The sequence below is a fragment of the Bacillus sp. FSL K6-3176 genome, assembly GCF_038003325.1.
Taxonomy (GTDB): Bacteria; Bacillota; Bacilli; order Bacillales; family Bacillaceae; genus Bacillus; species Bacillus altitudinis.
In genome coordinates this window covers 2,565,533-2,578,222 of record NZ_JBBOOX010000001.1, presented here as the reverse complement: position 1 = coordinate 2,578,222, position 12,690 = coordinate 2,565,533, and the positions used below count along the sequence as shown (strand labels likewise).

At 42.3% G+C, this 12,690-nt stretch carries 11 protein-coding genes; all 11 read left to right on the top strand.

The features are described from left to right. Positions 1-11: 11 nt before the first annotated feature. The 11 genes from MHB38_RS13420 to uvrC all read left to right on the top strand — a co-directional run bounded on the left by MHB38_RS13420 (position 12) and on the right by uvrC (position 12,635). Positions 12-2,369 carry an endonuclease MutS2 gene (locus tag MHB38_RS13420; protein WP_046527238.1) on the top strand — a complete coding sequence of 786 codons (2,358 nt, stop codon included), beginning with the start codon at positions 12-14 and terminating at the stop codon, positions 2,367-2,369. Positions 2,370-2,383: 14 nt separating this feature from the next. Next, positions 2,384-2,788, top strand: a complete 405-nt coding sequence (locus MHB38_RS13415; RefSeq protein WP_007501637.1) for a DUF350 domain-containing protein — start codon at positions 2,384-2,386, stop codon at positions 2,786-2,788. Between the two features lie 162 nt (positions 2,789-2,950). Then, positions 2,951-3,406, top strand: a complete 456-nt coding sequence (locus MHB38_RS13410; protein WP_017358248.1) for an Imm63 family immunity protein — start codon at positions 2,951-2,953, stop codon at positions 3,404-3,406. A 100-nt stretch (positions 3,407-3,506) separates the two neighbouring features. Then, positions 3,507-5,216 (top strand): AMP-binding protein, encoded by a 1,710-nt coding sequence (locus tag MHB38_RS13405; RefSeq protein ID WP_144739826.1) that lies wholly within the window; start codon positions 3,507-3,509, stop codon positions 5,214-5,216. Positions 5,217-5,390: 174 nt separating this feature from the next. Further along, the gene (locus MHB38_RS13400; RefSeq protein ID WP_017358246.1) at positions 5,391-5,975 is read left to right on the top strand and encodes a TetR/AcrR family transcriptional regulator; all 585 of its coding nucleotides are present in this window, start codon (positions 5,391-5,393) and stop codon (positions 5,973-5,975) included. Positions 5,976-6,000: 25 nt separating this feature from the next. Then, positions 6,001-6,780: an enoyl-CoA hydratase gene (locus MHB38_RS13395; protein WP_008345984.1), complete on the top strand. Its 780-nt coding sequence runs from the start codon at positions 6,001-6,003 to the stop codon at positions 6,778-6,780. 31 nt (positions 6,781-6,811) lie between these two features. Then, positions 6,812-7,585: an electron transfer flavoprotein subunit beta/FixA family protein gene (locus MHB38_RS13390; protein ID WP_007501632.1), complete on the top strand. Its 774-nt coding sequence runs from the start codon at positions 6,812-6,814 to the stop codon at positions 7,583-7,585. 44 nt (positions 7,586-7,629) lie between these two features. Next, positions 7,630-8,607, top strand: a complete 978-nt coding sequence (locus MHB38_RS13385) for an electron transfer flavoprotein subunit alpha/FixB family protein (protein ID WP_007501631.1) — start codon at positions 7,630-7,632, stop codon at positions 8,605-8,607. Positions 8,608-8,682: 75 nt separating this feature from the next. Continuing rightward, positions 8,683-10,161, top strand: coding sequence for an alpha-N-arabinofuranosidase (locus MHB38_RS13380; RefSeq protein ID WP_341003662.1), 1,479 nt, complete (start codon positions 8,683-8,685; stop codon positions 10,159-10,161). Between the two features lie 246 nt (positions 10,162-10,407). Continuing rightward, positions 10,408-10,722 carry a thioredoxin gene (trxA, locus tag MHB38_RS13375; RefSeq protein ID WP_007501629.1) on the top strand — a complete coding sequence of 105 codons (315 nt, stop codon included), beginning with the start codon at positions 10,408-10,410 and terminating at the stop codon, positions 10,720-10,722. 140 nt (positions 10,723-10,862) lie between these two features. Then, positions 10,863-12,635 (top strand): excinuclease ABC subunit UvrC, encoded by a 1,773-nt coding sequence (gene uvrC, locus MHB38_RS13370; RefSeq protein ID WP_202734302.1) that lies wholly within the window; start codon positions 10,863-10,865, stop codon positions 12,633-12,635. Positions 12,636-12,690 lie beyond the last annotated feature (55 nt).

Below are 12,690 nucleotides of genomic sequence, written 5' to 3'. Positions count from 1 at the left end.
GCTGGACCATGCTGCAACAAAAAGTGTTAGCATCATTAGAATTTCATAAAGTAAAAGAAAAAGTCATGTCCTATACTGCTTCGACTTTAGGGAAAGAAAAAGCGCAGGACTTAATACCACTCACAGATATCGAGAGCATTCAGCATCTGCTAGAAGAGGTAGCAGAAGCGCAAGATGTGATTCGTTTAAAAGGATCTGCGCCATTTGGCGGGTTAACGGATATTAGACGAGGCGTCAAACGAGCAGAAATAGGCAGTATATTAAGCCCTTCTGAGCTGATGGAAATTGCGGCGCTGTTATATACCACAAAAAACATGAAGCACTTTCTCGCCTCTATGTATGAGGACGGAGTAGAGATACCCCGTCTTCATACATATGCAGAATCGCTGATTTTACTGCCAGACGTGAGAAAAGAAATCGAAAGCTGTATTGGTGACAATGGAGAAGTGCTTGATCACGCAACGCCAGCCCTCCGCACCATACGAACGCAGTTACGATCACTAGAATCAAAAGTGCGAGATAAATTAGAATCAATGATTCGTTCACAATCTGCCACGAAAATGCTGTCAGACACCATTGTGACCATTCGTAATGATCGGTTTGTCATTCCCGTAAAACAAGAGTACCGCTCGAATTATGGAGGGATTGTTCACGATCAATCTTCTTCAGGCGCAACTCTTTTTATTGAGCCGCAGGTGGTCGTGGATTTAAATAACACCTTGCAGCAAACTCGCCTAAAAGAAAAGCAAGAGATTGAAAAGATTTTGCAAATGCTAACAGCGAGTGTGTCAGAGCACATTGATGAATTGCTTCATAATGTGAATGAACTTCAGACATTAGATTTTATTTTCGCCAAAGCCAAATATGCAAAAGCAGAAAAAGCCACAAAACCTACTGTGAATAACCAAGGGGAGATTTATTTAAAACGGGCAAGACATCCCCTATTGCCACGAGATCAGGTTGTGGCAAATGATATTGAGCTAGGCAAAGATTTTTCTACGATCGTCATCACAGGTCCAAATACAGGCGGTAAGACCGTCACTTTAAAAACACTTGGACTTCTTACGCTGATGACGCAGGCAGGTCTTCATATTCCAGTCGAAGAAGGATCAGAAGTGGCTGTATTCGATCAAGTCTTTGCTGATATTGGAGACGAGCAGTCTATTGAACAGAGCTTGAGTACATTCTCATCTCATATGGTCAATATTGTGGATATCTTAAAGCATTTGACGTCTAATTCACTCGTGTTATTTGATGAATTAGGTGCGGGGACAGATCCTGCTGAAGGTGCAGCACTTGCGATGAGCATCTTAGATGAAGTTCATCAAACAAATGCGCGCGTCATCGCAACGACTCACTATCCTGAGCTGAAGGCATACGGATATAACCGAGAAGGCGTCACAAATGCGAGTGTAGAGTTTGATATTGAAACCTTATCCCCCACATATCGCTTGCTCATCGGGGTGCCGGGACGAAGTAATGCATTTGAAATTTCCAAGCGTCTAGGACTGCCTCATCATTTAATTGATCGTGCAAAAGCAGATATGCACGCAGAACATAATGAAGTCGATCAGATGATTGCTTCATTAGAAGACAGCAAAAAACAAGCAGAAGAAGAACTGCATGAGACGGAATTCTATAGAAAAGAAGCAGAGAAGCTCCATAAAGAATTGCAAAAACAAATCCTTGAATGGAATGAACAAAAGGACAAACTGCTGGAAGAAGCTGAACAAAAAGCGGCAGAAAAAATTGAACAAGCAACAAAAGAAGCAGAAGAGATTATTCAAGAGCTTCGGTCCATTAAAAGTGAGCATCGTTCATTCAAAGAACATGAACTCATTGATGCGAGAAAGCGTCTTGAAGAAGCTGTCCCTGAGTTTGACCGTAAGAAAAAACCAGAGCCAGTGAAAAAAGCAGCAAGACAGCTAAAGCCAGGCGATGAAGTCAAAGTGCTGACGTTTGGCCAAAAAGGAACGCTCATCGAACAAACGGGTAACAAAGAATGGAGTGTCCAAATGGGCATTCTAAAAATGAAAGTAAAAGAAAAAGATATGGAATTTATCAAATCAGCACCGGAATTTAAGCAAGAGAAAGCCATCACGGCGGTCAAAGGAAAAGACTATCATGTATCACTTGAGCTTGATTTAAGAGGAGAGCGCTATGAGAATGCCTTAAGCAGAGTCGAGAAATACTTAGATGATGCCGTCTTAGCTGGCTATCCGCGTGTGTCGATCATTCACGGTAAAGGCACTGGCGCCTTGAGAAAAGGGGTCCAGGAATTATTAAAACAGCACCGTAGTGTAAAAAATGCTCGTTTTGGAGAACAAGGCGAGGGAGGATCAGGCGTCACCATCGTCGAATTAAAGTAAAAAGGAGAAAACGCATGAAAGCCTTTTGGGAAAATGAACTTGTGGAAATTGCCGCCTATTACAGCGTGGCCGTCCTATGTCTTGTCTTATTTCTGACCATATTTGAACTCGTGACCTCCTATAAAAACTGGGAAGAGATTCAGCGGGGGAACTTAGCTGTTGCTATGGCAACCGGCGGGAAGATTTTTGGGATTGCCAATGTCTTTCAGCATTCCATCGCCCAGCACAACTCGCTTCTTCAAATGGTCGGATGGGGCGTATACGGCTTTGTGATGCTGCTTGTCAGCTATTTCATTTTTGAATTTTTAACACCACGATTTAAAGTAGACAAAGAGATTGAGAATGATAATAGAGCGGTCGGGTTTATTTCACTCATTATTTCTGTTGGGCTGTCTTATGTAGTAGCAGCCGGCATTTAAGGAGACGACATGGAAAAACTAGCCAAAGTATTAATTGTAGTTGCCTGCACTTTTGCGGTTATTGGTGCCGTTTACATGTTCCTGTAAAATGAAGAATACATTCTAGAAAGCTGTCAGGGAAAACCTTGACAGCTTTTCACTCATCAAAGGCGGCGAATCAGAATGAATCAAATCTTGCAAAAAGACGAACTCATAAAGCGCATTGACAGTTGTCTCAAAAAGACATCTCTTCCCCAAGACATATATGAACCGTATATTGCACGTCCTTTTCAAACGACTGGTTTTTTTGATGATTTGAGCCCCTATATTGAAATTGATCCAGCCGGCTATTTTCTTATTCAATATGAACGAGGGATTAAAGTGCTTCATAAAAGAACAAAAGAGGCGGATGAAGTCATTTATTGGATTTTAGAAGACACCATCTTTCTAACTGTGTATCTAGACATGATGAGACAATATCAAGTGGACAACATCCACACACATTTACCTAATGACCCTAGTATCCATAAACAGATCGTGGAGAGAGTCCATGAGTCATTTCGTGCGATCGGTGGATTATACGAAAAGTGGCATCATGAAGGGAAAAGAGCCTCTATAGAAACACCGGCGAAAAAATGAAGATGTGTCATGGAACGAGCTCGATTTGAAAAAAGCAAACAGCCATAAGGAAAAGTTTGCTATAATAAAATAGTACGAAAGTTCAGGAAGGAGGGTTTTTATGCAGTCAGATAAACGTTGGCTTCTGCATTACCCGAATCAAATTCCCCACGAACTCACCATCCCAAATGAAACGTTGCAATCTTACTTATTCAGCTCCGCAGAGGCAGCACCTGAGCATACAGCCATTCATTTTTTAGGAAAAAACATCACCTACCAGCAGTTACAAGAAGATGCACTGAAATTAGCCAGTCACTTGATTGACATCGGTGTCAAAAAAGGCGACAGAGTAGCGATTATGCTGCCAAACTGCCCGCAATCGGTGATTTCTTATTATGCGGTTTTAATAGCAGGCGGCATTGTCGTTCAAACCAATCCGCTTTATACGGAGAAAGAACTGGAATATCAAATGGAGGACAGCGGCTCTAAGGTGCTGATCACTCTCGATCTACTGTATCCAAAGGCCTATAAAATGAAAGCGCTGACAAGTATGGAACATTTGATCATCACAAAATTACAAGATTACTTGCCATTTCCGAAAAACATATTGTTTCCGATTGTCCAGCGAAGGAAAAACAACATGGTCATCCAAGTGGAGAAGAGTGATTCCATTCATCATTTCTCACAGATCATGAAAGAGTCGTCAGGAGAACAGATTCCGCAAATATCCTTTCAACCGAAAGAGGATGTCGCAGTTTTGCAATATACAGGCGGAACGACCGGTTTACCAAAAGGGGTTATGCTCACACACGAAAATATAGTAGCCAATACAGAAATGTGTACATCCTGGATGTATAAAACGAACCGCGGAAAAGAGCGGATTCTTGGAATCATTCCGTTCTTTCATGTATACGGCATGACGACCGTGCTAAACCTTGCAGTCAAAGAAGGTCATCAAATGATTCTTCTTCCGCGTTTTGATGCAGCGGATGCCTTGAAGACCATTGAAAAACAGAAACCGACGCTGTTCCCAGGAGCACCAACGATGTATATTGCCCTGCTTCATCATCCGAATATTGAAAAGTATGACCTATCATCCATCACCGCATGCTTAAGCGGATCGGCCGCTCTTCCTGTTGAAGTCAAACAGAGTTTTGAAAAACTAACAGGAGGAAGGCTGGTGGAGGGATATGGACTTTCAGAAACTTCTCCTGTCACTCATGCCAATTTCTTATGGGGAGCGAACAAAATAGGAAGTATCGGGTGCCCTTGGCCGAATACAGATGCCGGTATTTATTGTGAAGAAACGGGTGGACTCAAAGCGCCATATGAGCACGGAGAGATTATCGTCAAAGGTCCTCAAATCATGAAAGGGTACTGGAATCAGCCGGATGAGACAGCGGCAGTGTTAAGAGACGGCTGGTTTTTCACAGGAGACATTGGGTATATGGATGAGGATGGTTTTTTCTATATCGTAGACCGGAAAAAAGATGTCATCATCGCGAGCGGCTATAATATTTACCCAAGAGAGGTTGAAGAAGCCCTTTATGAGCATGAGCTTGTACAAGAAGTGGTTGTGGCGGGTATTCCTGATCCGTATAGAGGGGAAACAGTAAAAGCCTTTGTTGTCCCGAAAAAGGATGCCTATGTAACAGAGGATGAACTGGATCGTTTTGTTAGAACAAGAATTGCCTCATTTAAAGTGCCGCGTGTCTACGAATTTAAGGAATCACTGCCTAAAACGGCTGTAGGGAAAATCTTGCGCAGAGTGTTAATTGAAGAAGAAAAAAGAAAGCAATCATCTTCAACAGAAGAACCAGTCGATCAATGAGAGAATGAACCAGCATCATCCGGTCAAGCGGCCGGATGATTTGAATTGTACGTGTCTGCTCTGGTATGCTAAAGGTTGAAAAGAAAGAAGAACATCACTTGACAAATCACTCGTTTCTTTTTAACATAAAGTTATGAATGAATGCTCATTCAATTTAGAAAGGGACGAAGCACATTGAAGCAGAAAAGACCGAAGTACATGCAAATTATTGATGCAGCCGTTGTGGTGATTGCAGAGAACGGCTACCATCAATCACAAGTTTCAAAGATTGCCAAACAAGCAGGAGTAGCAGACGGAACCATTTATCTCTATTTCAAAAACAAAGAGGATATTCTGATCTCGTTGTTTAAAGAAAAAATGGGACAATTCATCGAACGGATGGAAACAGATATTCAAAAGAAACCGTCTGCGAAAGAAAAGCTTCTTCTCCTCATTCGAGAACACTTTCGCCTGCTATCGCAAGACCATCATTTGGCCCTTGTGACACAGCTTGAACTCAGGCAGTCAAACCTTGAACTGCGCCAAAAAATCAATGAGGTGCTGAAAGGGTATTTAAATATGCTAGACTCCATTTTAACCGAGGGAAAGAAGACAGGAGAATTTAGACAAAATCTAGATGTCCGCTTAGCGAGACAAATGGTATTTGGGACGATTGATGAAACCGCTACAACATGGGTCATGAATGATCAAAAGTATGACCTGCCAGCACTCGCAGAAAGTGTACATGATCTTCTCTTAAACGGAATACATCAATCTTAAAGACAATTGAAAAAGGATGATTGACATGGAAAAAATACTTAGCTTACACCAAGACGAACAGACAGCACTCATCACGATTCAACACCCGCCTGCAAATGCCTTATCCTCTCAGCTTCTCACTGAACTCAACGACATGTTTGATCAGCTTGAACAAAACAGTGAAGTGAGAGCTATTGTCATTCATGGAGAAGGTAGATTTTTCTCAGCAGGTGCTGATATTAAAGAATTTACGACCTTGCAGGAAGAGTCTGATTATGCCAGCCTTGCAGACAGAGGACAGCAAGTGTTTGAACGAATTGAACAATGTCCAAAACCGGTGATTGCTTCCATTCACGGGGCAGCATTAGGCGGCGGGCTTGAGCTGGCGATGTCGTGTGATATTCGAATCGCAACAAAAGATGCAAAGCTGGGACTGCCGGAATTAAATCTCGGTATTATCCCAGGATTCGGCGGAACGCAGCGCCTGCCTCGCTACGTTGGATCAGCTAAAGCACTTGAAATGATGGGAACAGCTGAGCCGATTACAGGAGAAGAAGCATTTGCCTGCGGACTTGTTTCAAAACTTGCGGAAACAGAGGAAGAAGCGCTGGAAACAGCGAAAACATTGGCGGCGAAATTTGCAGCGAAAAGCCCTAAAACGCTTGAGTATGTGCTTGAGTTATTGAATGCGACAAAAGTGTACTCATATGATGGTGGAATGAAGCTGGAAGCCAAAAAGTTTGGTGAGGTGTTCCAGTCGAATGATGCCAAAGAAGGCATCCAAGCTTTTATCGAAAAGCGTAAACCGAATTTTAAAGGGGAATAAGGGATTAGTACGACACAAGGGGGAGAAATGAATGAATATTTTTGTTTTAATGAAGCGTACGTTTGACACGGAAGAGAAAATCTCTATTCAGTCTGGTGCTATTCAAGAAGATGGGGCAGAGTTCATTATTAATCCTTATGATGAGTACGCAATTGAAGAAGCGATTCAGCTTCGGGATGAGCACGGGGGAGAAGTAACGGTCGTGACAGTGGGCAATGAAGATGCGGAGAAACAGCTTAGAACAGCACTTGCAATGGGCTGCGATCAAGCCGTTTTATTAAATGTTGAAGATGATTTGGAGGAGTGGGATCAATTTTCCGCTTCTACGATTCTATATCACTATTTCAAGGATAAAGAAGCTTCCTTGATCTTAGCAGGGAATGTAGCGATTGACGGCGGGTCTGGACAGGTGGCCCCGCGTCTTGCTGAATTACTCGGCTTTCCATATGTCACAACCATTACAAGTATTCAAATCGACGGCGGCTCAGCTTCAATTGAACGAGATGCAGAGGGTGATGTGGAAGTGATTTCTGCCGAGCTCCCGCTAGTGGTCACCGCGCAGCAAGGTCTCAATGAGCCTCGTTATCCATCGTTACCAGGAATCATGAAGGCAAAGAAAAAGCCTTTAGAAGAATTAGAATTAGACGATTTAGATCTAGATGAAGACGATGTGCCATTTAAAATCAAAACAATCGAACGTTTCTTACCGGAGAAAAAAGAGGGTGGCAAGGTGTTGAGCGGCGAGCTTCAGGATCAGGTCAAGGAACTGACAGACCTGCTAAGAAATGAAGCAAAAGTCATCTAAACATCCACTTTACGATATCACGAGAACAAGGGGGAGCTTATAGGATGAGTAAAAAAGTTGTTGTACTTGGAGAAAGTCGTGACGGTAAATTAAGAAATGTGACATTTGAAGCGATTGCTGCCGCTCACGAGGTGGCTGATGGCGGTGAAGTAATTGGCGTTTTAATAGGGGATCACGTCAAAGACCAAGCGGATGAACTGCTTTATTATGGAGCAGATCATGTGATGATCGTCGAGCACCCGCATCTTTCTTATTATACGTCTGATGGTTTTGCGCAGGCGCTTCAAGCAATATTAGATCAAGTCAATCCTGATGCAGTGCTCTTCGGTCATACATCGATCGGAAAAGACTTGTCACCCAAAATAGCTGCCCGCCTGCAAACAGGCTTAATTTCAGATGCAATAGATGTAAGCGTTACCGGTGAACACCTTGTTTTCACTAGACCGATTTATTCAGGAAAAGCCTTTGAAAAAGTCATTTCAACAGATCGTCTGCTTTTGGCAACTATCCGCCCAAACAACGTGGCACCGCTGGAGCGTGATGCGTCACGCAGCGGAGAAGTGACGCCAGTTTCTGTCGATATTCAAAACCTAAGAACAATCGTGAAGGAAGTCATTAAAAAAACATCAGAAGGTGTAGATTTATCTGAAGCGAAGGTCATTGTCGCGGGAGGACGAGGAGTTAAAAGCAAAGAAGGCTTTGAACCGCTGAAAGAACTTGCCCAAACACTCGGCGCAGCAGTCGGTGCCTCGCGTGGTGCATGTGACGCTGACTACTGCGATTATGCCTTGCAAATTGGTCAAACCGGTAAAGTCGTTACACCTGACCTTTATATTGCCTGCGGAATTTCAGGAGCCATTCAGCATTTAGCAGGTATGTCTAACAGTAAAGTTATTGTTGCGATCAACAAAGACCCAGAAGCTGAAATCTTCAAAATCGCTGATTACGGAATAGTTGGTGACTTATTCGAAGTCGTTCCGCTTTTAAATGAAGAGTTAAAAAACATGAATATCCATTCTTAACGCTCATACACTCAGAATGCCTAGGTATTCTGGGTTTTTTTGTATGTCATCACGAAACAAAGGAGCGGTTTACAAGTGAATGGGACAGTAAAAGTCAATGAAGTGATTGGACGCATTTCTAAACACATCTATGGACACTTTCAAGAGCATTTAGGAAGAGGAATTTATGACGGAATTTGGGTAGGGAGAGATTCAGAGATTGATCATGTTGAAGGGATTCGTACTGATGTGCTAAAGGCCCTTCAAGCATTACATATCCCGGTGCTTAGGTGGCCGGGTGGCTGTTTTGCAGACGAGTATCACTGGGCAAATGGTGTAGGTGATCTGAGTGAACGAAAGCCGATGGTGAATACTCATTGGGGTGGCACCGTTGAATCAAATGCGTTTGGTACACATGAATTTATGAGACTGTGTGAATTACTTGAATGTGAGCCTTATATTTGTGGAAACGTTGGAAGCGGCTCTGTTCAAGAATTAGCAGAATGGATTGAATATATCACATTTCCTAAGGGGACACCTATGTCGGATTGGCGCATTCAAAATGGAAAACAAGAACCGTGGAAGCTGACGTATGTTGGTGTAGGCAATGAAAGCTGGGGATGCGGTGGAAATATGACGCCAGAGTATTATGCAGACTTATATAAACGCTACCAAACGTATGTGAGAGAATTTGCTGGTCAGCGCATTTACAAAATTGCATGCGGTGCGAATTCAAATGATGTGAATTGGACAAAAGTATTAATGGAGCGTGCAGCGCCTTGGATGGATGGGCTCAGTTTGCATTACTATACGGTCCCAGGAACATGGGAGAAAAAAGGGTCAGCGACTGATTTTGATGAGGATGAGTGGTTTACAACGCTGAAAAAGGCGTATGAAATGGAGCGGCTTGTCGTGGAACACGGAAAAATCATGGATCGTTATGATCCAAACAAGCGAATCGGGATGATTATTGATGAATGGGGGACATGGTATGATCCAGAACCGGGGACAAATCCAGGGTTTTTGTATCAGCAAAACACATTAAGAGATGCTCTAGTCTGTGCCTTACATTTTCATATTTTTCATCGCTATTGCCAGCGGATTCATATGGCGAATATTGCCCAGACCGTCAATGTGCTTCAAGCGATGGTGTTAACGCAGGACGAAAAGATGCTCCTTACGTCAACCTATCATGTATTTCACATGTTTCAAGTGCATCAAGAAGAAGAAGCGCTTGAAGTAGAATTGAATGCGCCTTCGTATGAACGCCGGGGTGAAAAAATCCCTCAAGTCAGTATGTCAGCCTCGCGCTCAACTGACAAGATGCATATTAGTTTATGTCATGTGAATCCCCATGAAAAAGCAGACGTATCTCTTGCGATAGAGGGAATCGATGCAAAAACGAAGGTCATTGGCCGTGTACTGACTGCTGATCGGATGAATGCACACAATACGTTCGATGATCCTCATTCCGTTCAGCCTGCGGACTTTCGGCAATTTGCTGTTAAGCACGGCGAGCTGACTATTGATCTGCCGCCTATGTCGGTTGTCATGTTGACTGTCGATCTGGCTTGATCGCATATTTCAATGTTTGATGAGAAGAATGTTGGGGCATCATACATTGTAAATGAAGCGGAAAGGGAGTCATGTCATATGCTTAGAACCATTCTGATGATCATTGGTGCGATTGTTGTTATTGGTGCGATTATACGGTTTGTTTTTTAATTCATTTCATAAAAAATGATTCGTAAGCATTTCATTCGCAAGTCACATTGGTAGATGCTATACTAAAAAGCATAATTTACATTGGAGGAATGAATAATGGCAATCGTAAAAGCTACTGACGCAACATTTTCACAAGAAACTGCAGAAGGTGTTGTTCTTGCAGACTTTTGGGCACCTTGGTGTGGACCTTGTAAAATGATTGCTCCAGTTCTTGAAGAACTTGATCAAGAAATGGGCGATAAAATGAAAATTGTTAAAATTGATGTGGATGATAACCAAGAAACTGCTGGTAAATACGGCGTTATGAGTATCCCAACACTTCTTGTTTTAAAAGACGGTGAAGTCGTCGAAACGTCTGTTGGTTTCAAACCAAAAGAAGCACTAGCTGAGCTTGTAAACAAACATCTATAAACCGATCTATGCCCGCGTGGCATGATCTCAAAAAGCGGTTCTCGTATAGTCGAGAGCCGCTTTTCTTTCATCGTGGTATAAAACAAATGTTCGTGATACACTAGAAGGAGTGAAAGCGGAAAACAAGGACGGATGAAAATATGAACAAATTGATCAAAGAAAAGCTGTCAGTCTTACCTGATCAACCAGGCTGTTACTTAATGAAAGATAGACAAAATACGATCATTTATGTGGGAAAGGCAAAAGTATTAAAAAATAGGGTCCGCTCTTATTTTACAGGATCTCATGATGCCAAAACGCAGCGGCTTGTCAGTGAAATTGAAGACTTTGAATACATTGTCACCTCTTCAAATATTGAGGCACTTATTTTAGAGCTGAATTTAATCAAAAAATATGACCCGAAATACAATGTCATGCTCAAGGATGACAAAACGTACCCTTTTATTAAAATTACGAATGAACGTCACCCTAAGCTGATTGTCACTCGCAATGTGAAAAAGGATAAAGGGAAATACTTCGGTCCATATCCGAACGTACAAGCAGCAAGAGAAACGAAAAAGCTGCTCGACCGTTTATATCCACTTAGAAAATGTGCGACACTCCCTGACCGAGTCTGTCTTTATTATCATCTTGGACAATGTCTTGCTCCGTGTGTGTATGACATTTCTGAAGAAACGAATAAGCAGCTCGTCGATGAAATCACAAGATTTCTAAACGGAGGTCATCAGCAAATCAAAAAAGAACTCACCGAAAAGATGCAGGAAGCTGCTGAGAATTTAGAGTTTGAGCGGGCAAAAGAACTGAGAGATCAAATCGCTTATATCGATTCAACGATGGAAAAACAGAAAATGACGATGAGTGATTTATCAGATCGAGATGTCTTTGCCTATGCCTATGATAAAGGCTGGATGTGTGTCCAAGTTTTCTTTATCAGACAGGGGAAATTGATTGAACGTGATGTCAGCCTGTTCCCTATGTATCAGGACCCTGAGGAAGAGTTCCTTACGTTTATGGGGCAATTTTATGAAAAGAACAACCATTTTCTGCCGAAGGAAATTTTGGTGCCAGACAGCGTCGATCAAGAGATGATTGAGCAATTGCTTGAAACGAATGTTCATCAGCCGAAAAAAGGAAAGAAGAAGGATTTGCTTTTACTTGCCCACCAAAATGCCAAAATTGCTCTCAAAGAAAAATTCTCGCTCATAGAGCGCGATGAAGAACGGACAATTGGTGCAGTGAAGCAGCTTGGTGATGCACTCAATATTTATATGCCATACCGGATTGAGGCTTTTGATAACTCCAATATCCAAGGAGCAGACCCCGTATCCGCTATGGTTGTCTTCCAAGACGGGAAGCCGTATAAAAAGGAATACCGAAAATATAAAATTAAAACCGTTGAGGGGCCTGATGATTATGCTTCCATGCGTGAAGTCATTAGAAGGCGGTATACCCGTGTGTTAAAAGATGAACTGCCGCTTCCTGACTTGATTTTAATCGATGGAGGAAAAGGACAAATCAACGCAGCCATAGATGTGCTCGAAAATGAATTAAATCTGTCTGTTCCTGTGGCAGGTCTTGTGAAAGATGAAAAACACAGGACATCGAATCTTATGATGGGTGATACGCTTGAAATTGTTGCGCTGGAACGGAATAGTCAGGCCTTTTATTTATTGCAGCGTATTCAAGATGAAGTGCACCGATTTGCGATTAGTTTTCACCGGCAGCTGCGCGGGAAGAATGCTTTTCAGTCTATTCTAGACGATGTCCCAGGTATCGGAGAAAAGCGTAAAAAGCAGTTGCTTAAACATTTTGGCTCTGTGAAAAAGATGAAAGAAGCCTCTATCCAGGATTTTCAGGACGCTGGTATTCCGAAACAAACGGCTGAACTTTTAATGGAGGCATTAAAAAAATAGATTGTACTTTTTCCAAAAGTCTGTTAAGATGTGACTAATTTAATAAATGAACGTG